The sequence below is a fragment of the Litoreibacter meonggei genome (assembly GCF_003663885.1).
Lineage (GTDB): Bacteria > Pseudomonadota > Alphaproteobacteria > Rhodobacterales > Rhodobacteraceae > Litoreibacter > Litoreibacter meonggei.
In genome coordinates this window covers 753,048-777,982 of sequence record NZ_RCCE01000001.1, presented here as the reverse complement: position 1 = coordinate 777,982, position 24,935 = coordinate 753,048, and the positions used below count along the sequence as shown (strand labels likewise).

General features: G+C 56.4%; 22 protein-coding genes. 8 read left to right on the top strand and 14 right to left on the bottom strand.

Annotated features, from left to right (window positions below):
* Nucleotides 1–62: 62 nt before the first annotated feature.
* The 7 genes from pal (at nt 63) to folD (ending at nt 8,238) form a co-directional block, all read left to right on the top strand.
* A complete protein-coding gene (pal, locus tag BCF46_RS03860; RefSeq protein ID WP_121021874.1) occupies nt 63–581 on the top strand; it encodes a peptidoglycan-associated lipoprotein Pal in 519 nt (172 codons plus the stop codon).
* A 12-nt stretch (nt 582–593) separates the two neighbouring features.
* Complete coding sequence (gene ybgF, locus BCF46_RS03855; RefSeq protein WP_121021873.1) at nt 594–1,409, top strand: tol-pal system protein YbgF; 816 nt, start codon at nt 594–596, stop codon at nt 1,407–1,409.
* 35 nt (nt 1,410–1,444) lie between these two features.
* Entirely contained in the window at nt 1,445–2,629 is a 1,185-nt protein-coding gene (tilS, locus tag BCF46_RS03850; RefSeq protein WP_147435940.1) for a tRNA lysidine(34) synthetase TilS, read from the top strand.
* An 89-nt stretch (nt 2,630–2,718) separates the two neighbouring features.
* Entirely contained in the window at nt 2,719–4,638 is a 1,920-nt protein-coding gene (gene ftsH, locus BCF46_RS03845; protein WP_121021869.1) for an ATP-dependent zinc metalloprotease FtsH, read from the top strand.
* Between the two features lie 145 nt (nt 4,639–4,783).
* Nucleotides 4,784–5,371: an MOSC domain-containing protein gene (locus tag BCF46_RS03840; protein WP_121021867.1), complete on the top strand. Its 588-nt coding sequence runs from the start codon at nt 4,784–4,786 to the stop codon at nt 5,369–5,371.
* A gap of 180 nt (nt 5,372–5,551) precedes the next feature.
* The gene (locus tag BCF46_RS03835; RefSeq protein WP_121021865.1) at nt 5,552–7,228 is read left to right on the top strand and encodes a formate--tetrahydrofolate ligase; all 1,677 of its coding nucleotides are present in this window, start codon (nt 5,552–5,554) and stop codon (nt 7,226–7,228) included.
* A 107-nt stretch (nt 7,229–7,335) separates the two neighbouring features.
* On the top strand, nt 7,336–8,238 hold the full coding sequence (gene folD, locus BCF46_RS03830; RefSeq protein WP_121021863.1) for a bifunctional methylenetetrahydrofolate dehydrogenase/methenyltetrahydrofolate cyclohydrolase FolD: 903 nt from the start codon (nt 7,336–7,338) through the stop codon (nt 8,236–8,238).
* Here the strand turns inward: folD and BCF46_RS03825 are convergent.
* The 4 genes from BCF46_RS03825 to BCF46_RS03810 are packed head-to-tail and all read right to left on the bottom strand — an operon-like array spanning nt 8,235 to nt 13,098.
* Nucleotides 8,235–8,663, bottom strand: coding sequence for a PaaI family thioesterase (locus tag BCF46_RS03825; protein WP_121021861.1), 429 nt, complete (start codon nt 8,661–8,663; stop codon nt 8,235–8,237). The genes folD and BCF46_RS03825 overlap by 4 nt on opposite strands.
* A 25-nt stretch (nt 8,664–8,688) precedes the next feature.
* Nucleotides 8,689–9,351 (bottom strand): ligase-associated DNA damage response endonuclease PdeM, encoded by a 663-nt coding sequence (gene pdeM / locus BCF46_RS03820; RefSeq protein WP_121021859.1) that lies wholly within the window; start codon nt 9,349–9,351, stop codon nt 8,689–8,691.
* Nucleotides 9,348–11,753 (bottom strand): ligase-associated DNA damage response DEXH box helicase, encoded by a 2,406-nt coding sequence (locus tag BCF46_RS03815; RefSeq protein ID WP_121021857.1) that lies wholly within the window; start codon nt 11,751–11,753, stop codon nt 9,348–9,350. Before BCF46_RS03815 ends, pdeM begins: the two co-directional genes overlap by 4 nt.
* A gap of 31 nt (nt 11,754–11,784) precedes the next feature.
* On the bottom strand, nt 11,785–13,098 hold the full coding sequence (locus BCF46_RS03810) for an ATPase (protein WP_121021855.1): 1,314 nt from the start codon (nt 13,096–13,098) through the stop codon (nt 11,785–11,787).
* Nucleotides 13,099–13,263: 165 nt separating this feature from the next.
* Between BCF46_RS03810 and BCF46_RS03805 the strand changes: the two genes are divergently transcribed.
* Nucleotides 13,264–14,868: a hypothetical protein gene (locus BCF46_RS03805; protein WP_121021853.1), complete on the top strand. Its 1,605-nt coding sequence runs from the start codon at nt 13,264–13,266 to the stop codon at nt 14,866–14,868.
* Here BCF46_RS03805 and BCF46_RS03800 read toward each other — a convergent pair.
* From BCF46_RS03800 to cpaB, 10 genes are all read right to left on the bottom strand, one after another.
* Nucleotides 14,865–15,296 carry a prepilin peptidase gene (locus BCF46_RS03800; RefSeq protein WP_121021851.1) on the bottom strand — a complete coding sequence of 144 codons (432 nt, stop codon included), beginning with the start codon at nt 15,294–15,296 and terminating at the stop codon, nt 14,865–14,867. The two genes, BCF46_RS03805 and BCF46_RS03800, sit on opposite strands and share 4 nt — an antisense overlap.
* Before the next feature lie 52 nt (nt 15,297–15,348).
* Complete coding sequence (locus BCF46_RS03795; RefSeq protein WP_121021849.1) at nt 15,349–16,194, bottom strand: tetratricopeptide repeat protein; 846 nt, start codon at nt 16,192–16,194, stop codon at nt 15,349–15,351.
* Nucleotides 16,195–16,229: 35 nt separating this feature from the next.
* Nucleotides 16,230–16,796 (bottom strand): tetratricopeptide repeat protein, encoded by a 567-nt coding sequence (locus tag BCF46_RS03790; RefSeq protein WP_121021847.1) that lies wholly within the window; start codon nt 16,794–16,796, stop codon nt 16,230–16,232.
* A gap of 2 nt (nt 16,797–16,798) precedes the next feature.
* A complete protein-coding gene (locus BCF46_RS03785) occupies nt 16,799–17,785 on the bottom strand; it encodes a type II secretion system F family protein (protein ID WP_121021845.1) in 987 nt (328 codons plus the stop codon).
* Nucleotides 17,786–17,789: 4 nt separating this feature from the next.
* Entirely contained in the window at nt 17,790–18,758 is a 969-nt protein-coding gene (locus tag BCF46_RS03780; protein ID WP_121021843.1) for a type II secretion system F family protein, read from the bottom strand.
* Nucleotides 18,759–18,764: 6 nt separating this feature from the next.
* Entirely contained in the window at nt 18,765–20,210 is a 1,446-nt protein-coding gene (locus BCF46_RS03775) for a TadA family conjugal transfer-associated ATPase (protein ID WP_121021841.1), read from the bottom strand.
* Between the two features lie 15 nt (nt 20,211–20,225).
* Nucleotides 20,226–21,482, bottom strand: a complete 1,257-nt coding sequence (locus tag BCF46_RS03770) for a CpaE/TadZ family protein (protein WP_121021839.1) — start codon at nt 21,480–21,482, stop codon at nt 20,226–20,228.
* A 208-nt stretch (nt 21,483–21,690) separates the two neighbouring features.
* The gene (locus BCF46_RS03765; RefSeq protein ID WP_121021837.1) at nt 21,691–22,338 is read right to left on the bottom strand and encodes an OmpA family protein; all 648 of its coding nucleotides are present in this window, start codon (nt 22,336–22,338) and stop codon (nt 21,691–21,693) included.
* Nucleotides 22,339–22,344: 6 nt separating this feature from the next.
* Nucleotides 22,345–23,772, bottom strand: a complete 1,428-nt coding sequence (locus BCF46_RS03760; protein WP_121021835.1) for a type II and III secretion system protein family protein — start codon at nt 23,770–23,772, stop codon at nt 22,345–22,347.
* 210 nt (nt 23,773–23,982) lie between these two features.
* Nucleotides 23,983–24,816: a Flp pilus assembly protein CpaB gene (gene cpaB / locus BCF46_RS03755; RefSeq protein ID WP_121021833.1), complete on the bottom strand. Its 834-nt coding sequence runs from the start codon at nt 24,814–24,816 to the stop codon at nt 23,983–23,985.
* Nucleotides 24,817–24,935: the final 119 nt, after the last annotated feature.

The following is a 24,935-nucleotide window of genomic DNA, read 5'->3' as shown; positions in this document are numbered from 1 at the left end:
GCGCACATGCTAAGTTCGGCGCAATCGAGCTAACATATAATGACCCATAAGGATCAAACCCCATGAAGACGTTTACCAAGGTTGTAGTGCTGACCACCACGCTGGCGCTTGCCGCTTGCGCCAAAAGCCCGTTTGACCGCAGCGGCAATGGTGCCGGTGCAGGTGCTGGCAGTCTAGATAACGGCGGAATTTCCAGCTCCGCACTGGACGCGAACAGCCCAGCCTATTTTAACCAAACCATTGGGGACACAGTGCTGTTTGCCGTGGACCAATCCACGATCAACGACACAGCCCGCGCCACGTTGAGCCAACAAGCCAACTGGTTGAACAACAACACGACCTATAGCGCGATCGTTGAAGGCCACGCCGACGAGCAGGGCACGCGCGAGTATAACCTTGCACTGGGCGCGCGTCGTGCCGCCGCCGCCCGTGACTACCTTGTGGCGAACGGTGTCGCCGACAACCGTCTGCGCACGGTGACCTTCGGCAAGGAGCGCCCGCTTGCGGTCTGTTCAACGGAAGAATGTTATGCGAAGAACCGCCGTGCGGTGACAGTGATCTCCGCAGGTGTTGGCAGCTGATAGGCTAAGATTATGCGCAAGGTTCTGATGTGTTTGAGTTTCGCTCTGAGTGTGGGGCCGCTGGCCGCGCAGGACTCGAGCCTTGCGGATATTCGCGCGGAGTTGGGGCAGCTGAATGCTGCTCTGGTTCAACTGCGCTCTGAGGTGTCGAGCGGCAATACTGGTGGTTTGACGATCACCGGTGACACATTGCAACGCATCGACATTATCGAGGCATCCTTGGCAAAACTGACCTCCAAGGCCGAAGACCTTGAGAACCGTATCAACCGTGTGGTGACCGACGGCACCAACCGCGTGGGAGATCTGGAATTCCGCCTGTGCGAGTTGGAAGAAGGCTGCGATCTTGGGTCGCTTGGGGAAACCCCGACTTTGGGTGGAGACACTGGTAACGCGCCCGTTGCTGTTGCGCCGACCGCTTCGCCTGATACGGGCGGGGCAGAACTGGCCATTTCCGAGAAAGCCGACTTCGAGCGGGCGCAGGAGGCGCTCGCAGCCGGTGACTTTCGCAGCGCCGCGGAGCAGTTTGCGGCCTTTAATGAATCCTACCCGGGGGGGCCTCTAGCCTCCGACGCCTATTTCTTGCGCGGCCAGGCGCTGGCGCAATCGGGCGACTGGAACAACGCAGCGCGGTCTTATCTGGAAAGCTTTTCCGGCTCACCTGATGCCCCGCGCGCGCCGGAAGCGCTATTGAGGCTGGGGTTGGCGTTGTATGAGCTGGGTCAAGCAGAAGAAGCCTGCCTGATGCTGCAAGAAGTTGGCGTGCGCTATCCCGGATCGGATCAAGTGCTTCCGGCGAACTCGTCGATGCGCAATCTTGGCTGCCAGTGACCGCCTCGGCGCTTCCTGAAGATTTTTTAACCTCATTGAAGCCGGACAGCGTTCTGGGCGTTGCCGTCTCTGGCGGCGGCGACAGCATGGCGTTGTTGCATATGCTGTTGCAAGCCGGAGTGCTGGTTCGGGTCGCCACCGTGAACCACAATCTTCGCGATGAAGCCCAAGCAGAAGCGCAGGTGGTCTCCGCGTTTTGTGTGACGCATGGTGTTTCGCACGATGTGTTGCACTGGCACTGGGACGGCACGGGCAACCTGCAAGATCAGGCGCGGCGAGGGCGCTACCGGTTGCTGTCGGATTGGGCCGCCGAGGCCGGACTGGACTGCGTGGCGCTTGGGCATACCGCCGACGACAATATCGAGACATTTCTGATGGGCTTGTCGCGGGGGGCGGGCTTGGACGGGTTGTCCGGAATGCAGGCTTCGTTCTCGCGTGGTGGGATCGCGTTCCATCGCCCCTTGCTTCACGCCCGCCGGTCGGAATTGCGCGATATCTTGCAAGGCGCGGGGATCACTTGGCGTGATGATCCGAGCAATGACGACCCCGGCTACCAGCGCATTCAGGTGCGCCAGAGTATGAGCGCGCTGGAGACCGCAGGTATCTCTGCCGAGCAAATCCTGATGTCTCTAAGCAACCTGCAAGCGACTCGCCGCGACTTGAATGCTGAGCTAGCAGCGGAGGTGGAAGACCATGTCCGGCTGGATCGGGGTGATCTGTGCTTTGACCTTCACTGGCTGGAGGCAAAGTCAGCTGAGTCGCAGCGCAGATTGCTCAATTCGGCTTTGCAATTCGTCGCGGGGCAGGATTATCCGCCGCGTGGCGTGAAGATGATGCGGGTACTGGCGGATTTGCGCCAGAAATCCGTGCTGCATGGTTGCTTGATCACGTCCGACGACGCGGAGCTTCGCGTCGGGCGGGAATTGAACGCGGTCGCGGAGCTTCGCGTGCCGTCAACCGAGGTTTGGGACCAGCGATGGAGCGTGGCTGGTACGCATAGCAAAACCACTGAAATACGGGCTTTGGGAGAGGCAGGATTGTCCCAATGTGCGGTCAATTGGCGTGATACCGGATTGCCCCACGCTTCGGTGCTTGCCTCGCCTTCGGTGTGGGAGGGTGACAGGTTGCTGGCGGCCCCATTGGCCGGATGGGCCAATAATTGGAGCCTGACGCTGCGACAACATGACTGTGAGTACCTAGAGTTCGTTTTATCGCATTGAACATGCGCCACTTATCCCTATTTTAACACCAACGGCTGTAAGTGGCGTAAGTGTCTGCGTCAAAGCCGAGCTGATTTAGGAGAACTCCCTTGGGCAACGCGAGAAACATCGCTTTCTGGGTCGTATTGTTTTTATTGATCCTCGCTCTTTTCAATCTGTTTAACGGCGGTCAGACCGCTGCAGACTCCCGCGTGATTCCTTATTCGGACTTCATTTCGCGGGTTGAGTCGGGCGATGTAAGCCAAGTGACGCTGGATGGTGAGAATATCATCATCCGTTCCGGCAATGAGCAGTTCGCGACGATTAAGCCGGAGGGTGTAGATGTAACCCCTGTGCTGCTTGAGAATAAGGTCGCAATCGAGGCCAAGCGTCAGGAACAAAACGGAATTTTGGCTTATGTCGGGACGTTGCTGCCATTCCTTGTGATCATCGGCATCTGGATTTTCTTTATGAACCGGATGCAGGGCGGCGGCAAAGGCGGGGCTATGGGCTTCGGCAAATCGAAGGCCAAACTGCTGACCGAAAAGCAAGGCCGTGTGACCTTTGACGACGTGGCTGGCATCGACGAGGCGAAGGATGATCTGGAAGAGATCGTAGAGTTCCTGCGCAACCCGCAGAAATTCTCGCGCCTTGGTGGCAAGATACCCAAAGGTGCATTGCTGGTGGGCCCTCCCGGGACCGGTAAAACGCTTCTGGCACGCGCTGTTGCTGGCGAAGCCGGCGTGCCTTTCTTCACCATTTCCGGCTCCGATTTTGTCGAAATGTTCGTTGGTGTCGGTGCATCACGCGTTCGTGATATGTTTGAGCAAGCCAAAAAGAACGCGCCTTGCATCGTGTTTATTGACGAGATCGACGCTGTTGGCCGCTCCCGCGGGGCTGGCTATGGCGGAGGCAATGACGAACGTGAACAGACGTTGAACCAGCTTTTGGTCGAGATGGACGGTTTTGAAGCCAACGAGGGCATCATCATCGTTGCTGCAACCAACCGTCCTGATGTGCTGGACCCTGCGCTGCTGCGCCCCGGTCGTTTCGACCGTCAGGTTCAGGTGCCAAACCCAGATATCAAAGGACGTGAAAAAATCCTGCGGGTTCATGCGCGCAAGGTGCCGCTTGGACCAGATGTAGATCTGCGGATCATCGCGCGTGGCTCGCCTGGGTTTTCTGGTGCGGATTTGGCTAACCTTGTGAACGAGTCCGCGTTGACGGCGGCCCGGGTTGGACGTCGCTTCGTGACGATGGAAGATTTCGAGAACGCCAAGGACAAGGTCATGATGGGTGCGGAGCGCCGCTCTATGGTAATGACCGAAGACGAGAAAAAACTGACCGCCTACCATGAAGCAGGGCACGCGATTGTGGGGCTAAATGTTCCGCAGCATGATCCAATTCACAAAGCGACAATCATCCCCCGTGGCCGTGCCTTGGGTCTGGTGATGAGCTTGCCCGAGCGTGATCAGTTGTCTGTGTCGCGTACCAAATACACCTCCAAAATCGCTATGGCGATGGGCGGCAAGGTTGCGGAAGAACTGAAGTTTGGACCTGAAAACGTAACCTCGGGTGCAACCTCGGACATTCAACAAGTCTCCAAGATCGCGCGTGCAATGGTGACCCAGTTCGGTTTCTCCGAAGAGTTGGGTCATGTCGACTACGCCAATGAGCAGCAATCCCATCTGGGGGCTTATGGTGGTGGTACCAGCCATTCGCAGGAAACTCAGAAAATCATTGATCAGAAGGTTAAGGAGCTGATTGATGACGGCTATGAGACCGCCAAGCGCGTCCTGACCGAGAAGAACGAGGAATGGGAACGTCTGGCGCAGGGCCTGTTGGAATACGAGACCTTGACCGGCTCGGAAATTGCTAAGGTGATTGCGGGTCAGCCGCTGAACCGTGGTGATGACGAAGAAGACGACACGCCTGATAGTGGCACGACGTCAGTTGCCGCGATCCCGAAGACACGTAAGCCCAAAACGCCGAAATCTGATGGCGGTATGGAGCCGGAACCTTCTGCTTAACGGCGTGAGATTGACGTTTAAGATATAAAACGCCCTGCCAATTGGTGGGGCGTTTGCATGTTACGTGCCATGTCACAGAGTTTGATTGGACGGCGTTGGCATTGTTGCCCATTGTCTCCGAGCACTATGATTGGAGACCAACTCTATGCCCGCTTTGAAGAAGACAGAATACACCGGTACGATCGTGTGGTTGGGACGGGTGGCGAATAGGGCGGCAGCCTTGCGGTCGGCTCCTTTGAACGAGGTCGCCGCCAGGTTCGACGGCATCGAGTGCGAAGACCATGGTGGGCTGACGCGCGAGTCTTGCAGCCGCGTAATTTCTCAATATCCCAGAGGGACACCAATTAAAAATACGCGCCAGATTTGCATCGTTTCAATGGAAGAGATGGCGGCAGTCGCGTCTGCCATTGGTGTTGAGGAATTTAACCCCGAATGGTGCGGAGCCGGTATTGTGATTGAAGGCATTCCAGATTTTACACATATTCCCCCGTCCTCTCGGTTGCAGACCCAAGACGGCACCACGATGACTGTCGATATGGAAAACCGCCCGTGCCATTTGCCAGCCCCCGTCATTGAAGAAGATGCGCCAGGGCATGGCCGCGCCTTCAAGGAGGCGGCGAAGGGACGCCGTGGCGTGACCGCATGGGTAGAAAGAGAGGGCATGTTGCGTGTTGGTGATATGGTCACGCTGCATATCCCCGATCAACGTCCATGGTCCGAGATCGCGGGCTAATCGCAGTGGGCAGTCCCATTTTTGGCGGCTGTTCTCCATCTGAAACTCATAACGGGATAGAGGCCGATTCCGGGGCCATAAATGTCGGAAACGCAGGATGCGATCAGCCGTATCCCCGATATAGGCGATGGTACACAATCGTGCCGATGCGCATGTGCGCGGGCCAAGGGGAGACAAGCCATGAGTTTCAAGACCGATATCGAGATTGCCCGCGAGGCCAAAAAGCGCCCGATCCAAGAGATTGGTGCCAAGTTGGGCATTCCGGAAGCGGACCTTCTGCCCTTCGGCCACGATAAGGCAAAGGTGTCGGCAGATTTCATCGCCGCACAGCGCGGTAAGAAAGACGGTAAGCTGATCCTTGTGACTGCAATCAACCCGACCCCTGCGGGCGAGGGCAAGACGACGACAACCGTTGGTCTTGGCGATGGCTTGAACGCGATTGGCAAGAAAGCTGCGATTTGTATTCGCGAAGCGTCGTTGGGCCCGTGTTTCGGGATGAAGGGCGGGGCCGCTGGTGGCGGATACGCGCAAGTCGTGCCGATGGAAGAGATGAACCTGCATTTCACGGGCGACTTCCATGCGATTACCTCCGCGCATAACCTGCTGTCGGCGATGATCGACAATCACATCTATTGGGGCAACGAGCTGGAAATCGACGAGCGCCGGGTGGTTTGGAAGCGGGTTCTGGACATGAACGACCGTGCGTTGCGCGATTGCGTGACTTCTCTGGGCGGGGTTGCCAACGGCTTCCCGCGTCAGACGGGGTTCGACATCACTGTGGCCTCCGAAGTTATGGCGATCCTGTGTCTGGCGCTTGATCTGGACGATCTGCAAAAACGCCTTGGCGACATCATTGTGGCGTATCGCCGTGACCGCTCTCCAATCTATTGCCGTGATATTAAGGCCGACGGTGCGATGACGGTGCTGCTGCAACAAGCGATGCAGCCAAACCTTGTGCAGACGCTGGAAAACAATCCGGCTTTCGTACATGGCGGCCCGTTTGCCAATATCGCCCATGGCTGTAACTCGGTTGTGGCAACCACGACGGCGCTGAAATTGGCCGATTTCGTGGTCACCGAAGCGGGTTTCGGGGCTGACTTAGGCGCCGAAAAATTCATGAACATCAAGTGCCGCAAAGCCGGGCTGGCGCCTGACTGCGTGGTTCTGGTTGCGACCGTCCGTGCGATGAAAATGAACGGTGGTGTGCTGAAAGCCGATCTGGCGGAAGAAAACGTAGATGCGGTGAATGCCGGTTGTTCCAACCTTGGTCGCCATATCGAAAACGTTAAATCATTTGGCGTGCCGGTTGTTGTGGGCATCAATCACTTCTCTGGTGACACGGACGCGGAAGTTGCCGCGGTTATCAACTATGTCGAGGCGCAGGGATCTGAAGCTATTCTGTGCAAACACTGGGCACACGGCTCGGAAGGCATCAAGGAGATGGCGACACGCGTAGCGGAAATCGCTGAAAGCGGCGCGTCGCAATTCGCTCCGCTTTACGCCGATGATTTGAGCTTGATGGAAAAAATCGAAACTGTCGCCAAGCGAATCTACCGCGCTGACGAAGTTCTGGCGGATAAGAAAATCCGCGACCAACTGCGTCAATGGGAAGAAGCGGGCTACGGCCATCTGCCAGTGTGTATGGCCAAGACACAATATTCGTTCTCGACGGACCCTAATTTGCGTGGTGCGCCAGTTGGTCACTCGTTGCCAGTGCGCGAAGTGCGACTGTCAGCTGGGGCAGGGTTCGTGGTTGTCGTCTGCGGCGAGATCATGACCATGCCGGGCCTGCCACGGGTTCCGTCCGCAGAAGCGATTATGCTAAACGACGCGGGCGAAATCGAAGGCTTGTTCTAAGACATGGTGCGGGCGTAGCGGCCATCGAGGCCGCCACGCCCGCGTCGCAGCTTTGGCTGCTTCCCGCGCGTGTTGCGGGTTTTGAAATCAATAAGGAGACTGCGGGCATGAGCGCACAGGTAATTGACGGAAAGGCCTTTGCGGCCAAGGTGCGCGGGCAAGTCGCGGAAGGCGTGAGCAAGTTGAAAACGGATCACGACCTTGTGCCGGGGTTGGCTGTCGTTCTGGTGGGTGAAGACCCGGCAAGCGAAGTTTACGTGCGCTCCAAAGGCAAGATGACCGTTGAAGTCGGCATGAAGTCGGTCGAGCACCGGCTGGACGCAGATACCTCCGAGGCGGACCTTCTGGCGATCATCAAATCCTTGAATGAAGACGCAACGATCCATGGCATTCTGGTACAACTTCCATTGCCGAAGCATTTGAATGAAGATTTGGTGATCAACTCGATTGATCCGGCCAAGGATGTGGACGGGTTTCATATCTCCAATGTCGGGCTTTTGGGCACCGGACAGAAGTCGATGGTGCCTTGTACGCCCTTGGGCTGTCTGATGATGCTGCGTGACCACCACGGGTCTCTTTCCGGGTTGGACGCGGTGGTTGTCGGGCGCTCGAACATCGTTGGCAAGCCTATGGCACAGCTACTGTTGGGCGATAGCTGCACGGTGACGATTGCGCATTCCCGCACCAAGGATTTGCCAGATGTCGTGCGCCGTGCCGACATTGTCGTGGCCGCTGTCGGGCGTCCTGAAATGGTGCCGGGTGACTGGATCAAACCGGGCGCGACGGTGATCGACGTGGGCATCAACCGGTTGGACGCACCCGAGAAAGGCGAGGGTAAGACCCGCCTTGTCGGGGACGTGCATTATGAAAGCGCGGCGGCTGTTGCCGGCGCGATCACACCGGTTCCAGGCGGCGTCGGACCAATGACGATTGCTTGTCTGCTTGCCAACACCCTGACCGCGTGTTGCCGTGCCAACGGGTTGCCGGAGCCGGAAGGCCTGACCGCTTAAACCGGCACCATGGTGCCCTGCAGGGCGGCGATGTGGGTCTCCACTTCGCCGTCGATTGCGTAGACATCCGACTGCACCACAACCAACCGACGCCCCGCCTTCAGGACCCGCCCGACCGCTTTGAGGTGCTCGCCCTTGGCCGGTGCGAGCAGGTTTATCTTCATCTCGGAGGTCAGAACTTCTTGCCCCTTTTCCATGAGCGTGAGGGCGGCATAACCCGCCGCACTGTCGCCCAATGCGAAGGTTAAAGCTGCGTGGCCGAACCCGTGTTGCTGCGTCAACGATGCGCGGATCGGGGCGGAGATTATGCACTGCCCAGCGGACACTTCGGTGAGTGTTGCCCCGGCTGTGGCCATCATCGCCTGACGCGCGAAGCTGTCCTTCACCGTGGTTTCATAATCTGGGTTGCGCGGGAATGACGGCATGGGGGCTCCGGGATTTTTCGAAAGCCTAGCTGCGTGGCATCGGGATTTCCACCGCTGATGCACCGGTGAGAATGGCGCGGGCATCTTGTGCCATCAGCGATTGCAGGGTGGCCGCATTCGTGCGCAAGCCGCCAGTGTAGGTGCCGTAAGCGGGCAGGATCAGGCGGGTCTGATCATACAGAAAACAGGGCCGCGTGACAGTGCGCCCGCGTGTGCGCAAGCTGGCTTTGGGGTGGTAGTGGCCTGAGACCTCGCCCGATGTTGGGGCTGGTTGGGCTATATGGCGGAAGGTCAGGCGTGCGATGGATTGTTGCGCACGGTGGCTGCCACCAAGGTTTAATGGCCCCGGATCGTGGTTGCCTTCGATCCATGTCCAGCTTCGGCCAGCCATTAGCCGCGTGATCCAGTCGGTGATATTTTCGGGCATATGCGCGCCGGCTTCCAGATCGTCAAAGCTGTCACCAAGGCAGATGACATGTTCGGGCGTATGGGCGTCCAGATCGGTCTGTAGACGCGTCAACGTGTCTAACGTCTCGTAGGGGGGGAGCATTTGGCCGCTTCGGCGCGCGATACGTTCTGATTTGCCAAGGTGTAGATCGGAGACGGTCAGTAGATTTTGCGCGGGCCAGAGAAGCGCGCCAGAGGGCAGGGCCACAAGGTCGGCCCCGCAAAATGAAAACGGCTTCATTCCAGGCCAGCCTTTGCCATCAATAGCGACGCTTCTTCGGCCACAAGCCGCTCTTCCGCCGCGCCTTTGATCGGGACACGCCCGATTTCCAGAAAGAGAGGGGCTGCCAGCGGCGTGACGCGATCCAGCTGCAGATGATCAATTGCGCCGCGGGTTCTGGTGATCATTTCCTCAATGCGGCCAAAGTCGATGAGGCCCTTCATCGCCTCTTCCCGCGTGATGTCGAGCATGAGGTGATCGGGATCGTATTTACGCAGCGTGTCGTACAGGATGTCAGAGGAAAACGTCGCCTGCCTGCCGGATTTGCGCTTGCCTCGTGTCATGCGGTCAATGAGGCCGGAGATGATGGCGGAGGCGCGAAAGGTTCGCTTCATCACGGCGTTTCCAGCCAACCAGTCCTCCAAGCCCTGCCGCAGGTTGTCCATTTTAAACAATGGCGTCGCGTCGGATACAGGCTGCAAGCTCCAGATCATGGTGGCGTAATCGGTCGCCAGAAACCCGAGCGGGCCGAGGCCCTGTTCTTCCATCCGTTGGGTCAGAAGCAGCCCCAGTGTCTGCATCGCGTTGCGACCAGCGAAGCCGTAGATGACAGTATACTCGCGGCTGTCTTGCGGGAAGCTTTCGATGAGTAGTCGTGAAGGCTCGGGCAATTTCGAGCGCTCGCGTTGCAGGGTCAGCCATTGGGCCGTGTGGGCGGGCAGGTCAGGCCAGCTGTCTTGCTGCAAAAGCCGCATGATGCGCTGGCTGAGTTGCGTGGTGTTGGCGAATTTGGTGCCGGAGAAGACTGCAACCTTCGGGTTGTCGGATGCGCGGCGGGTGACCTCGACCGTCATCTCGTTCAGGCCTTCGTAGCGCACGATCTGTCCGCCGATCAGGAACGTGTCACCTTGGCTTAATGTCGAGGCAAAGGCTTCTTCAACCTCGCCCAGAGCCGACCCGCCGCGCCGTCCTTTGAGCCGGACTTTCAGCATTTCAGTGTCGATGATCGTGCCGATATTCATGCGGATTTGAGCCGCGGATCGCGGGTCGCGGAGTTGCCATTTTCCGTCTCGTTCCACGATGCGCTGATAGCGGTCATAAGCGCGCAACGCGTAGCCGCCGGTTGCGCAGAAATCGAGACAGCGGTCGAAATCGTCGCGGGTCAGCTTGGCGTAAGGGCCTGCGGTGATGACTTCCCCGTAAAGATCATCGGCAGCAAACGGGCCGGACGCGGCGCTGGCCAGAATGTGCTGGCACAAGACGTCGCGCGGGCCTTTGCTTCGCGGCTCCTCCCCGTCTAGGTCATGTTCCTTCACCGCATCCAGGGCAGCTTTGCATTCGACGATTTCGAAGCGGTTTGCGGGCACGAGCAACGCTTTGGACGGTGCGTTGTAGCGGTGATTGGCGCGACCGATGCGCTGCACGAGGCGTTTGACGTTTTTCGGAGCACCAATTTGGATCACGAGATCGACGTCGCCCCAATCAATGCCCAGATCAAGGCTACCAGTGCACACGATGGCCTTGAGGCTGCCTTCGACCATTGCCTGTTCCACTTTCATGCGCTGTTCGCGGGCGAGGGAGCCGTGGTGGATGCCGATGGGCAACTGGTCTTCATTGGCGAGCCAGAGGTGGTGGAAGAAAATCTCTGCCTGCGCGCGGGTGTTGTGGAAAATCAGCGTCGTGTTGTGCTGTTTCACCTGCTCCAGCACGGCGGGGATAGCGTATCGCCCCCCACCGCCAGACCATGGCGGGGCCACGTCTGTTTCCAGCATGGAGATGTCGGGGGCAGGACCGGGGTCCGCGTGGATGATCTTGGTGGGTTGCGGATGATACGCGAGGAATCTGGCGATAGCTTCGGGGTCCTCGACGGTGGCGCTAAGTCCGACGCGGCGCAGGTCCGGTGCAAGGGCTTGCAGGCGGCTGAGACCAAGCATGAGCTGGTCGCCGCGTTTGCTTTCGGCAAGGGCGTGGATTTCGTCGACCACCACACGCTGCAACCCGTTGAAGATGCGCGGCGCATCTTCGTAGCTGAGGAGCAATGCCAGACTTTCAGGGGTGGTGAGCAGGATGTGCGGCGGGTCCGCGCGTTGCTTTCGCTTCTGGGTATAGGTGGTGTCGCCGCTGCGATCCTCGATGCGGATGTCCATGCCGATCTCCTCCACGGGCGTGCGGAGATTCCGTTTGATATCAGCGGCTAAGGCTTTGAGTGGCGAGATGTAGAGCGTATGAAGCCCTGCGCGGGGCGACATATGCAAGTCGGCGAGCGTGGGCAGGAAACCCGCCATGGTTTTGCCGCCCCCCGTGGGGGCGATAAGCAAGGTTGACGGCGCGTGTGCGGCATCGAGCATCGCTTGCTGATGCGGGTGAATCTCCCAGCCTCTGGCGGCGAACCAATCGTGCAGGGGCTGGGGCAGTTGAGTCATGCACCAGATATAGCCCGACCGGTGGTCTTGGTCAGTGCTTAATCTCTTCGTCTTTCACATACATGTTCGCCCATGCGCGATCGACCAGCTCTGGCGTCATTTGGTTGGGGATGCCCTCGTATTCACATACGGCGATCATCTGGTCGATCAGGAAGTTCGCATGGTAGTTGGCGTAGACGTTGTCGATGGTCGGATATCTGACCTTCAACAAGTGGATCAATGCGGCCTCATTCAGCGGCATTTTCTTCTTCTTGGCGACCATGGCGAACACTTTCAGGAAATCTTCCTGAGTGGGGCCGTCAATTTTGATCTTGAAGAAGATACGACGCAAGGCCGCGCCGTCGAACATCTCGTTGGGGTGGAAGTTGGTCGAGAAGATGACGAGCGTGTCAAATGGCACTTCGAACTTCTCGCCCGATTGCAGGTTCAAGATATCGTACTCGGCTTCCATTGGAACAATCCAACGGTTGATCAGTGCCTGCGGTGGTTCTTCCTGACGACCAAGGTCATCCACGATGAACACGCCGCCAGTCGACTTTAGCTGAAGCGAGGCTTGATAGGTGCGCGAGGTCGCGTTGTAATTCAGGTCGAGCATGTTCAACATAAGCTCACCACCCGTCATAACCGTAGGCCGTTCGCACATCAGGTAACGTTTGTCATATTTGTTGTCGGTGCGGCGCAGCGAGGACGTTTGCTCGGCAACTTCTTCGATGGGAGTGTGCACGATCGGATCAAACAAAGTCACAACTTGCCCTGCATATTCAATGCATTGTGGGATATAGATCATATCACCAAGCGCGTCGCGGATGCCGTTGGAGATTGCCGATTTCCCGTTGCCGGGAGGGCCATAAAGCAGAATGGAGCGGCCTGAACTGACGGCGGGGCCGAGGTCGTTGAGCAAGTTGTCCGGCAGGATCAGGTGACCCATGTTGCCCAGCAGCTTTTCGCGGGTGATCTGGATGTTGCGAACGGATTGCTTCTTCACTTGTTGTTTGTACAACTCCAAAGGAACGGGCAATGCGCCATAGTATTCGGATTGTGCCAAAGCATCGAGCGCGCGCGCTTTACCTGCGTCCGACAGCTGGAATGCCATTTCTGAACCGGAACCTGCATGAAGCGTACCTTGTGCTTCGATCAGCTTTTGTTCCCGCGCGATCTCAACCAATTGTTGGGTCAACGGCAAAGACAAGCAAATGGCCTGAGACATGTCCGACACGTGTTCCAGGTTTTTGCGAAAAACGGTTTTCAACAGGATATCCCGCATCAGCACGATGCTAAGGCCCGTTTCTTTCAATGTTTTAGGGGGCGCAGGCGCTTGAACGCCCGTGGTTGTGTGCATATTCATGTGCTCTGCCTTGCGTGCCGATTTTTCGGCATCCTTCCACCTGATTGATCGGCTTTGCCGCGTCCGGACAACAAGACCGATCTTGCTTCAAAAAGCAGGCCAGCTGCGCTAGCCTTCCCAAATAATGAACACCGCCAATTAGGGCGGGACATGGGGACAATGGGCATGGACGACGGTATGGATAAGGCCGGAGCAAGGCTTTTTCTTGTTTATCTGCTAGGCTTGGTCGCACTTATGGGCGGTCTGGCCTTGGCAAAGGGCGGTCTTTATGTGGACCGCCATGAGGGCGATACCCTTCATTTGATTGAAATTGTGCTGCGGATGGCCGAGGGGCAATGGCCCCATCTGGACTTCGTTACACCGCTTGGCGTCCTCTGTTTTATTCCGATTGTTGCCTTTATTTGGATGGGTTTCGGTATCGGAACAGCGATACTACTGGCGCAAATCACCGTGGCACTGATGCTTGTTCCGATGGTCTGGTGGCTTGGACGGAGTCGCCTGACCCGCGGCATGGCTTACGGCGTCGGTGCTTTGGTGATGGTACTGGCATTGGCCATGATCCACGGCGAGGCATCTGCGTCGCTATCGCTTTCGATGCACTACAACCGCTGGGCGTGGGCCTTCGCGTTCGTGGCAATTCTGATTGCAGTGTTGGAGCCGAAGCAAGGTGCGAACCAATTGGTGGACGGTATCATTTTGGGCGTGGCGTTCAGCTTCTTTATGTTCGGAAAAATCACCTATGGCGTGGCCTTTGCTCCCGGGGTTGCGCTGGCCCTTGTTCTTCGTGGCCAGTGGCGGGTGATTGCGGTGACGCTGGTGGTTGTGGCCTTGTTTGCCGCGGCTCTTACCGTCATGGCAGGGCCAGCACTATGGCCTGCCTATCTTGGCGACCTTGCATTGGTGGCAAGCACAGACATCCGCCCACGAGCAGGCGTCGATTTGGGCACGCTGCTTACTGCGCCGCAATATGTGCTTGGGAATGCAGTTTTGGTGCTGTCGGTGGTGGTCCTGCGGCGCGGAATTGATCCGCGCTTGGGGCTGGTGCTGATGCTTCTTGGCCCAGGGATGATTTACGTCACATATCAGAATTACGGAAATGATCCCAAATGGTTGGCATTGCTAGCGGTGATGATTTTAGGCGTGTCGCGAGCCCCGCAGATTATCGCCTTGGCTGTGGTGTCTTGCACATTGATAGCCCCGTCCTTCTTTAACATGGCCACCAGCCCGGCGCGGCACTTTGTGGCCAAAGAGGGCACATATAGCGCGCTATTCGCGGGCACGCCCTATGCTGACGCCCACGGAGATTTCTACACCAAAGCGGAGAGAGTGAACCGTATCCTAATGCGCAAGCCAATGCTGTTTGAGAGCGAAGAACTCGCCTATATGAACGCGCTCGCGGGGCATCTACCTCCAGCGGAATTTCAAGGTGAGATTCTGCCGTCTTGTGGACAACAGCTGGGATTGATCGGAGTGTCGCGTGCGATGGCGCGCGATCTGGATCAGGCGGGGATGTCAGCGGGCAAATCCGTGTTTGTTGCGGACACGTTCGGAAATCTGTGGATGTTTGGCGATCTAGAGCCCACTCGGGGCGCGGCCCCTTGGTATTATGGGCGGCTGACCGGTTACGACAATGCGGATTACCTCTTGATTCCGACTTGTCCGACGACACCCCATGCGTATCGTTCAATCCTAGAGGACGTTCAGGCGCGGGGCGAGGTGCTTAAGGAAGTGCGGCGTACCGAACTCTATATTCTGTTTGCGCGGCCCTAGATGAAGGCGGCGCGGGCCAGATAGATGATCAGGGTTACTGCCAGTGGCAGTCCCATCGGAAAGTCTCGTGTCCGCTCCCAGCTTTCCCAGTTTGGCGCAAGTTTGCGCAACGGGGAGACGCGTGCCAATCGGTGCAGGATGAATGCCAAAATGGTCGTTACGGCGAAGATAGCCGCGACTGCCGTGCTATCAATTGCAGCAACAAACGGGGCCATCGCCGCGGCGAACTTGGCGTCGCCCGCACCGACCACGCCCGTGATCGTCATGAGGAATCCCACGGCAAGAACAATCGCAAAATGGGCGTAACGCCACGCATAGACTTCTAGCGGAAGGGTTAGGACCCCGACAACGGCGAATACCGCGAGCAAGGCCAAGACGGCCTTGTTAGGGATTTTCATGCGGGCGAGGTCGCTCCAAGCGACCCACATCGCAATGATAGTCGCCAAGGGCAGGGACCATAACGCAAAAGTCGTCACAATCTTAGCTTTCGAGCGTGCGCAAGGAACGGATGGCCGCTTCGAAGTGCTGAGGGTGCGTTTCGATCGCTTCTTCCAGCAAGGTTTTACCGGTTTGAGTATCGCCCTGCTTGATGGCCGTCAGGGCCATTGTGTGCAGTAGTTGTGCGCGTTCGACCTGCGTGATTTGAATGATCGGCAGCGTGTAGTTTTTGCGCGCGCCACGGGCAAGTACCAGATTGTTCTTCGCGGTAAACAGGCTTGGATCATAGGTGATTGCTTCGCCGAACAGCCGCTCTGCTTCGTCATAGTCACCGCGGGTCAGTTTCGAGAAGCCCCAATTGTTTAGAACGGAGCCGGGAGTGGTGGTCAATCCAACCGCAGTTTGGTAGAAACTATCGGCTTTTTTCCACTCTTTGTTGGTGTCGGCGATGATTGCTTCGAGCCGATAGCGCTCAAACGTCTCATAAGTCGGTGGAACCTCATCGAGCGCTTTTTCGGCCTTCTTCCATTCGCCCTGGCGAACCAAAGAGTTGGCGTAGAAGACTTTATCGTCGTTGTTTGCTTCCGGGTGCTTGACGATCTTTGCCCAGATCACGCTTGCTTCGGTCGCGCGTTTCGCGCGCAGAAGCGATTGGCCAAGGCCGCGTTGCAGGTCAAGCCTCTCAGGATCCTCGAGACTTGCCTTTTGGAAGTAGGTTACCGCTTCGTTCGGGTCTGCGACCGTCAACATGATGTCGTTGAGATTGCTCTCATCGATTACATTGACGTTTTTGAGGGTTCTACTGTATTCACCCTTGCCGCCTTTATCGCACGCGGTTAGGGCTACAACGCTGATAAAACACAGCATTCCTGTCTTGATATGGCGCATGGGGCGTCCTCTACTCTGCTCTCAATGGCCGTTGATCAGGGCGCCTGAAGGATCAGGTAGCGGCCGTTACCGCGTCTCACCAAGTCAAAAGCTCTTTCGTCTTTTTCTAAACTATAGGCAGGGTTTTCAATTTTTGCGAGCGCGCGGCGCAGGTTTTCCCTGATTTCGTCAGATTTGCCACTATCGAGCGCGAAGGCGGTTTTGAAAATACGGCTTGCTTCTCCCACGCGCCCCGTTTCCATCAGCACGACGCCAAGATTATTCCATGCTGGGACAAAGGTCTGGTCGACCTTAATTGCGCGGCGCAGCTGCTTTTCGGATTGACCAAGACGGCCAAGGCGCAAATTCGCGGACCCCAATGCACTAAGGACGTCCACGGTGGTTCCCTGTTCTCCAGCAGCGCGCAGGTAGGCTTTTAGAGCTAGTTCAAACTGGCCTTCAGCCATCAGGCGGTGTCCGACGCTTAGTCCGTCGACAGATTGCAGGCGGGAGACATCACCGGTGGGTGGAAAAGGACCAGCCCCCTCGTCAAACGGGGGGGCCTTTTCCTCGCATCCCGCGAGGGTAAGTCCAATTGCTATTGCGCCCACCCAAATTCGCATGTTTATCCGCCGCCACCGTTTAGGTTCTTATAGATGTCATAGATCGAAGGGCCGATCAAAATAATCAAAAGCGGGGGCAAACAGAACAACATGGTGCCAAGGGTGAGTTTGGTCGGCAACACGTTTGCCTTCTCTTCCGCACGCATCACACGTTTGTCGCGCATTTCGGAGGCGTAAACCCGTAGGGCGTCAGCGATGGATGTACCGAAGCTTGTCGACTGGATCAGCACGGTTACGAAGCTGGACACGTCGGGCACGCCCGCCCGCTCAGCCATGTCGCGCAGAACCGTGATCCTGTCTTTACCGGCTTTCATTTCGTTGGCGACCATTTGAAACTCGTCCGCCAGCGCCGGATAGCCCGCGCGAATTTCTGCGGCCACGCGGATGATCGACTGGTCCAATGCTTGGCCGGCTTCAACGCATACCAGCATAAGGTCGAGACTGTCGGGAAAGCCGCTTTCGATTTCGTCTTGGCGTTCCTGACGGCGGCGCTCGATCCAGTATTTGGGCAGATAGTAACCAGCGCCACCAGGGATCACGATTGCAAGGATCAGATCGCGGGTCGACATATCGTCGGCCGCAAGGATCAGCACATAGAGCAAGCCAAGAGTCAGGAAGAGTAGGCCAAGCGCAAATTGCGCAAAGTGGAACGTGCGTACCGCAGTTTTCTGTTTGTAGCCCGCTTGAAGCAATTTGAGCTTCATGCCTGCCAGTTCTTCATCGTCCTGCGGCTCGAGGAAGTTGGCGAACTTGTCCAGCTTGTCGGTGCCGTTTGCCGTCCGAAGGGCACCTTCGCCGTTTTTTGACGACCGGTTACTGGCGCGTTCCTTTTCTTCGCGGATGCGGTCCAGGGGGTCTTTTTGTTTCTTGAGCATGGTGGGCAATGTGACCAACACCATGATGAAGCCCAGCATGCCGACTGCAAGCAGGGGGCCTAACTCTCCAAAGTTGTCGACCAGCAAGGCGTTGATTGTTTCAATAAACTGCATCTCATTACACCTTGATGTTGACCATGATGCGCATGAAAACCATGTTCACCACAAGGAACACGCCCACCACGATACACGCGGGAATGAAGAATTCGGTTTCTTTGACCTCGGTGTAGTAGTCCGGCTCCATGATGTTGATGCCGACCAGTGCCAGAAGGGGGAAGACCGACAGGAACATGCCTGACCACTTGGCTTCTGCCGTGATGGCCTTCACGCGACGGAACAGTTTGAAGCGTGCGCGGATCACCTGAGACAGTCCGTGCAAGATCTCTGCCAAGTTACCACCGGAGGTTTGTTGAATGGTCACCGCCACCGCGAGGAAACGCAAATCCTGCATATCCATGCGTTCTGCCAAATGCTTGAGGCTCTCGGAGACGTCACGGCCATAAGCGGATTCGTCTGCAATAACGCCAAATTCTGTACCCAGCGGATCAGCGACTTCTTTCGCAACGATATTGATGGCGGAGGCAAACGGGTGTCCAACACGAAGGGACCGTACCATCAACTCAATAGCATCAGGCAATTGCTCTTCCATCAGGGCGAGGCGTTTTTTGCATTTGTTGTTCACCCAGACAAAAACTGCACCAATCCCCATCGCAAGCGCTATGAGGCCACGCACCGGGGCAGCGGCTTCGGTCATTTGGCTCAAAATCGCAAAAATGACGCCTGCGAGGACGAACATCATTCCGATCAACGCCATGGGTGTGAAGGCGATATTGGCGCGCAACGCCTTGTCGGCCAGCATGGAATAGAGCGGAATACCGCCCGAATTCATGTGCTGGTTCATCTCTTTGCGGAGCTGCTCAAGAACCTTTTCGCGCGACCCGCCCTTCGAGATCATATCGAGTCGGCGGTTGACCTTGCTGTTAAGGCTGATCGATTTGCCGAATACGACAAGGTAAATCCCCTCGATCAACATCAGAACGGCAACAAAGATTATGCCGTACAGGAGTGGCTCAAAACTGATTTCCATAACTGGTTACTCCGCTGCGACTGGTTCGTAAATCGACGCAGGCAGGTCGTAACCCCACTGCTTGAACCGGTCGGAATAGTGCGAGCGCACGCCCGTTGGCGTAAACTGGCCGATGATCTTCCCATCAGGTTGGAGACCCAAGCGCTGATAGCGAAAGACCTCCTGCATGGAGATAACATCGCCTTCCATGCCAGTAATCTCTGTGATCGACACCATGCGACGCGAACCGTCTTGCAGGCGCGACGCCTGCACAATGAGGTTCACAGCCGAAGAGATTTGCGCGCGGACGGCCTTGATCGGCATCTCGATACCAGCCATGGCGATCATATTTTCTAGACGGGACACCCCGTCACGCGCCGAGTTGGCGTGAATTGTCGTCATTGAGCCGTCGTGACCCGTGTTCATGGCTTGCAACATGTCGATAACTTCTTCGCCACGCGTCTCACCCACGATGATGCGGTCAGGGCGCATACGAAGGGCGTTTTTAAGACAATCGCGCTGGGATACAGCACCCTTGCCTTCGACGTTGGCAGGGCGGCTTTCCATCCGGCCGACATGAACCTGCTGAAGTTGAAGTTCCGCCGTATCCTCGATCGTCAGGATGCGTTCTGAATTGTCGATAAAGGATGACAATGCGTTCAGCGTGGTCGTTTTACCCGACCCCGTACCGCCTGAGACGATGACGTTTAACCGACATGCAACTGCGGCTTGTAGATAGGCGGCCATTTCTTCGGAAAAAGCGCCAAACTTGACGAGATCGTCGATCGCCAGCTTCTCTTTTTTGAATTTCCGGATCGAGACGAGCGAGCCATCTACGGCAATCGGTGGCACCATAGCGTTGAAACGCGAGCCATCTTTCAGGCGCGCATCCACGTAAGGGTTCGATTCATCAACGCGACGACCAACGGCGGACACGATCTTGTCGATGATCCTTAGCAGGTGTTTTTCGTCTTTGAAGCGGGTGTTGGTCAGCGACAGCTTGCCGTCGACTTCCACGAATACGCGATTTGGGCCATTGACCAGAATGTCGTTGACGGAATCATCTTTGAGAAGCGGCTCAAGCGGACCAAGGCCCGTAACTTCGTCGAAAAGCTCCGAATGAAGTGTCTGACGCTCTTCCTTGGTCAGGATGATGGCTTGTTCTTCAAGTCCCTCGGCGCAGATGGAAACAATCTCCGCTTTGAGATCTGCTTCAGGCGCGTTTTCCAACGCGGCAAGGTTCAAGTTGTCGAGCAAGCGATGGTGCAGTAACGAGCGGACCTCTTCTAAACGCTGGCGGCGCTTAAGCTCTTTGTCTTGTGCAATGGCCTCAGCGGGGGCGACAGGCGCTTTGATCTCGGCCTTGCGCATAGATTTGGGCGCTTTGATCTTTGGGGCCGCAGCTTGCTGTAGGGCGGCTGGGTCGGCTTGCGCCTTAGGATCGGCACCTGGTTTTTTGTAGCGCGAAAACATGGTGGTAACCTCTTGTTATCCTGTGGCTTCCGCCAAGTTTGTTTCGTGCAGAGATTGCGCCAGCTTGGCGATCTCCTTGCGCAATGGATTTTTGGCGGCGGTGTCCACAAGGGGCAGGCCATGATCGCAGCTTTGTGCGACCTGCTTGCCACCATCAGGCATGTGCAGCTCGATAGAGATATCAAGACTTTCCGCCATGCGTTTAGCGCGGCTTTTGCCGGACAAATCGGTGAACTTGGGCGCTCGGTTGAGCACGTAGCGGATTTTCTCGTATGGCAGGTCTTCGGATTTGAGAGCGCGGATCATACGCAGCGTGTTTTGGGCGGAGCGCAAATCAAGCTCCAGCAAACCGAAATACACATCAGACATGCCCAGAACCGTTTCGGTCCATTGAACAAGCGTCGACGGCATGTCGATGATGACGTAGTCGAAGTTGCGACGGGCGGTATTGACCAGCTTTTCGATTTCTTCCGGTCCGATCATGTCCAACGGGATCATGTCAGCGGGCGCCGTTAGGACCTGAAGCTTGTCGTTGAACGTCAATAGCGTTGAGCGGAATACAGCATCGTCCATGCTTTCGATGTCGGACAGCATTTCCAGAACCGCGTCACGTCGTGGCAGATCCAGATAGGTGGAGCTTGAGCCGAACTGGAAGTCCAGATCTAGCAAGCACACAGTTACCTCTGATTTTTTTTCAACTGTCGCCAATTCCCAAGCCAGATTTACCGCGAACGTGGAGGCACCTGCGCCGCCAGCAAGGCCGTGAACAGGTAGAACAACACCATCATTCGTGCCAATGGGGCCTGCAGTTACGATCGGTGCTTCGACTGTTTCTGGCAGTTGGACTGCTTCGGCGATTTCGGCTGGCTTATTAATGCGCTCGATAGAATCGTGCAACGCACCTTCTGGAAGAGGGTAGGGGACAAAGTCATCCGCGCCCAACTTCAGCAATTGGTGAAGCGCTATAGGCGATACGTCTTCGGCAATCAGGATGACCTTAACACCGGCGTCTTTGGCGCGACCTATTACGTCGCCCACAAGTGTCAGGTTGCTTTCGTCTGAGTTATCAACGGCGACGGCGATAAACTGCAAATCCGAAGCGTCAGGCTGAGACAGGTAAGCGTTGGCGTCTTCGAAGCTCAGGTCCCCCCATGCTTCGCCAAGTTCTGTTTCCATGTCCTCAATCAGTAGATCGAAGTTCTGTACGTCGCGAGCGACGGTACAGGCGGAAATCGGTGCCGGTTCGGTTTGTAAAGCTACACTGCTCGTCATGCCTAAGAATCCCATTTGGCCAAAACAGGGCCGGGTTCGTGTTAACGAGGGCACCTTTGTTAAGGGTTAGCGCCCCCGCCAACTGTTTGCGGTATTTAAACCAACACGCCGTTTTAACGCGGATTGTGGCTTAACTCATGACAAGGAATGCTTAGGAAAAGGGGCGAGAATGGGGCTAAATTAGCGAAAAACTGAGGTATTATTTCCGTTATTGCACTATTCGTTCCCGTGCGAGCGTTTCTGCGCTCTTTGCGGTCTGAACATACTCGCGTTGGACAATGATACCGTACTTGCCGTTCAGCAACATCGGATTGTTAGGCACGAACCCACTTACCTCGGTCACAGTGCGACGATTGCGGCGTTCCCGGTTTTCTGTCGCGATGATTGGCTTGGTTTCGCCAAACGAAGCGACGGCCTCGAGACGGGAGCGGCTGATACCCTGTGACGTCAGAAAGCGAACGACCGCATTTGCCCGGCGCAATCCAAGAGATTTGTTCGAGGCATTTGAACCAACGAGATCGGTATGACCATAGACGCGGAAGCGAACTTCCGGGAACTGGCTGATCCAATTTGCTTGCTCAAGCAATGCCGCGCGTGCGTTTGCATCCAGCTCGGACGAGTTGAATTCGAAATTCACCTGCGTATTGACGTCGCTGGCAAAGCGATGGCCAAGCGTTTCGGCGACCGAGATCGAGCCATTGGCAATCAACGTGTTGGTCATTGTGGGATTGCCGAAGCCACCTTCATCAAGTTCACCGCCAGCCTCACGCTCAAAAACTGAGCGAGAGTTGGAACATGCGGAGAGACCAACCGTCAGAGCGGCGATCAGAGCGATGGAAGAAGAAGTTTTAAGCATCTGATATTACTCCAAAACATAGCCATAGGAGCCAGAAAAGTCCTGGCGGGCCACTTCACCTGTCGATGTGCGGCGTGTCCGAACTTCGCGTGCGACTTTCCCGTTCAGGAAGAACTCACGCTCGGTAGGGGGGCGAATGCGGTCGGTCGACACCACGAGGCTGTTGCCGCGTGTTGGTGACACAAGGTGAGCGGTCACGATAACGACCAGCTCGGATTGACGGCGCTCGAAGTTTGCGCTGCGGAACAAAGCACCCAGAACCGGGATATCCCCAAGCCATGGAACCTGTCCGGCAAGATCCTTGAAATCGTCCTCGAGAAGGCCAGCGATCGCGAAGCTCTCACCATCCCGCATTTCGACAACCGTCGAGGATGCGCGTTTGGAGAAAGCGTTAACCGAGAAACCTTGGTTTTGGACAACGACCGTTGGGTCAATACCAGAAACTGCCGTATCAAGTTTAAGATTGATGATGTCTTCATCCAACACGGTTGGCGTAAACTTCAGCTCAACACCAAACGGCTTGTAGCTAATGCTGACTGTGCCATCGTCCACGACTGGAATCGGATATTCACCGCCAGCAAGGAAGGTTGCTTCCTGACCGGAGAGGGCGGTCAGGTTTGGCTCGGCCAATGTGCGCACGAGACCCTTGTTTTCAAGGGCTTCCAGAACAACAAGAGCGCGAAGGCTGCCACTGCCGAAGCCGAAAGAGAACACACCGTTTCGTTCACGTGTCGATATAGATGAACCCGCGCCGCCACCGACGGGGAAGGTTGTGACTGGATTGTTGCCGGCTTGGAGTGTGTTGGTAAAGCCGTTGGCGCCAAACCTGCCACCACCAGTCTGAAAGCCTAAGCTGGCAGACAGATCCTTGGACACAGACCGGCGCATCTCAGCAAAACGGACTTTCAGCATGACTTGCTGAGTTCCACCAACGCTCATGAGGTTTGATACAGCGGACGGCGCGTAGCGCTCCGCCAAATCAAGAGCGCGATCAAGCTTGGCGATGCTTGAGACCGTGCCAGACAGGACGAGACCGTCATTTGCGGTGCGTACTTCGATTTTCTCACCTGGGAGGATTTCGCGCAGGCGCTCTTTGAATTCCGACAAATCCGGCGATACCCGCACGGACACGTTAGTGATCAAGCGACCATCCGGTCCAAGAAGCGTCAAAGTTGTACGCCCGGGCGATTTGCCCAAAACGTATATTGTACGATCCGACAATGTCGCGATGTCCGCGATAGCCGGATTTGCAACGGAAAGCTCGGCAAAGGGGACGTCGCTTTCGACGACCACCGCGCTGTTGATTGCAACATTAAGTTTGCGTGCCGTTGACTGGTTGGTCACCTTCAGGTTCTGCGCGAACCCTGTCTCAGGTACAATTGTAGTAAGTGCGAGGCCGAATAAGCCTGCGCAGAAAAACTGCTTCATTTTCATGTGATCCTGCCTCTCTGATCACTAAGTGGAACGGGTCTTTTGCCCATTTTCACCGGAACCATGCGCGAATTCCGTTTTTATTGCAAGAATCAGGTGTTTACCACGCGTCGTTTATGTGGGCCTGTCGCAACACAACGCAAATTGTGGTAGCTAAATATGAAGCGGCACCCAATATAGGGTGCCGCAAGGTCATTCTTACATTGATGTTTTTTAGTCGGCGCAGGGAATTGGGATTTCCACAACCTCTGCACCTTTGCGGGTTTTGATCGTGCAAACCCGCGCTGCTTGGGCTTCGACAGCCTTTTCTTCGAGAATGCCCAAAAGCTGGTTTTGGTCGATCTCTACAGCGGCCACTTCTGTGTCGTCTCCTGCCCCGACAAGGGACAAGGACAGTCGACCGGAGGACTGGGCTTGGGCCAAGGCACCGACTTCAGCAGGTGAGGCCGCAACAGTTACAGTCCGCGCGATGGTTGGCGCGGAGCGGTCGCCGTCAGCGATCTGGTCAACTGCAAGAAGTTGTAGGCGGGTGTCGATCAGCTTCGTAACTTCGCGACCTTGGCTGTCGCCAGTCCAATATACGTCTACGTGGTCGCCCGGGCGCAGGAAGCCGGACACGCCGGAGGACACGTCAACGCGTAACGCGAAAGCGCGCATCCCTTTGGCCAATCGAGAGGAGACGCCTGCATCTTCGCCGGGCGCGGTCACTTTTGACGCCATAACGGCTTCGTCTTTTTCCATCACACGCAGAACCGTACGAAGTGCGCCATTGACAGGAAACAAATCCTCACCTTTCTGAAACGCACCTTCAGGTATAGCGTTGTTTGGCCAAGCGATGATTTGAACATCTTCTTTGGTCAGCGTTTCACCATATGCGAGCTGACGCTTGACGGTGAACACAGCTTCTAATGGAACGTTGCTTTTCAGCAATTTCTCTTGAGCTGTCACTTTGGCCTGATATTGGTCGAACCTGTTTTTTGCCATATATGCCGCGAAGCCCGCTAAGGCGACGCCAAGTACCAGCACTAACCCGAATACCAATCGCATGTTTGCCCCTTTTCAAATTTGTAATGTCCTGCCGCTTTAATCGGACAGGCTCACTCGTATGGCCCTGTCATGCAGGGTGAATACGGCAGAAAGTGGGAGATGGCGTGGATTTACGGCGG

Coding starts and splice junctions, on each gene's coding strand:
- BCF46_RS03800 (WP_121021851.1), bottom strand. CDS start 15,296: ATGTGGGTCGCTTGGAGCGACCTCGCCCGCATGAAAATCCCTAACAAG.
- BCF46_RS03785 (WP_121021845.1), bottom strand. CDS start 17,785: ATGCAGTTTATTGAAACAATCAACGCCTTGCTGGTCGACAACTTTGGA.
- BCF46_RS03775 (WP_121021841.1), bottom strand. CDS start 20,210: ATGTTTTCGCGCTACAAAAAACCAGGTGCCGATCCTAAGGCGCAAGCC.
- BCF46_RS03810 (WP_121021855.1), bottom strand. CDS start 13,098: ATGAATATGCACACAACCACGGGCGTTCAAGCGCCTGCGCCCCCTAAA.
- BCF46_RS03765 (WP_121021837.1), bottom strand. CDS start 22,338: ATGCTTAAAACTTCTTCTTCCATCGCTCTGATCGCCGCTCTGACGGTT.
- BCF46_RS03825 (WP_121021861.1), bottom strand. CDS start 8,663: ATGCCGTCATTCCCGCGCAACCCAGATTATGAAACCACGGTGAAGGAC.
- pdeM (WP_121021859.1), bottom strand. CDS start 9,351: ATGAAGCCGTTTTCATTTTGCGGGGCCGACCTTGTGGCCCTGCCCTCT.
- BCF46_RS03805 (WP_121021853.1), top strand. CDS start 13,264: ATGGACGACGGTATGGATAAGGCCGGAGCAAGGCTTTTTCTTGTTTAT.
- BCF46_RS03835 (WP_121021865.1), top strand. CDS start 5,552: ATGAGTTTCAAGACCGATATCGAGATTGCCCGCGAGGCCAAAAAGCGC.
- BCF46_RS03770 (WP_121021839.1), bottom strand. CDS start 21,482: ATGACGAGCAGTGTAGCTTTACAAACCGAACCGGCACCGATTTCCGCC.
- BCF46_RS03795 (WP_121021849.1), bottom strand. CDS start 16,194: ATGCGCCATATCAAGACAGGAATGCTGTGTTTTATCAGCGTTGTAGCC.
- BCF46_RS03760 (WP_121021835.1), bottom strand. CDS start 23,772: ATGAAAATGAAGCAGTTTTTCTGCGCAGGCTTATTCGGCCTCGCACTT.
- folD (WP_121021863.1), top strand. CDS start 7,336: ATGAGCGCACAGGTAATTGACGGAAAGGCCTTTGCGGCCAAGGTGCGC.
- BCF46_RS03780 (WP_121021843.1), bottom strand. CDS start 18,758: ATGGAAATCAGTTTTGAGCCACTCCTGTACGGCATAATCTTTGTTGCC.
- ybgF (WP_121021873.1), top strand. CDS start 594: ATGCGCAAGGTTCTGATGTGTTTGAGTTTCGCTCTGAGTGTGGGGCCG.
- pal (WP_121021874.1), top strand. CDS start 63: ATGAAGACGTTTACCAAGGTTGTAGTGCTGACCACCACGCTGGCGCTT.
- BCF46_RS03815 (WP_121021857.1), bottom strand. CDS start 11,753: ATGACTCAACTGCCCCAGCCCCTGCACGATTGGTTCGCCGCCAGAGGC.
- BCF46_RS03840 (WP_121021867.1), top strand. CDS start 4,784: ATGCCCGCTTTGAAGAAGACAGAATACACCGGTACGATCGTGTGGTTG.
- BCF46_RS03790 (WP_121021847.1), bottom strand. CDS start 16,796: ATGCGAATTTGGGTGGGCGCAATAGCAATTGGACTTACCCTCGCGGGA.
- cpaB (WP_121021833.1), bottom strand. CDS start 24,816: ATGCGATTGGTATTCGGGTTAGTGCTGGTACTTGGCGTCGCCTTAGCG.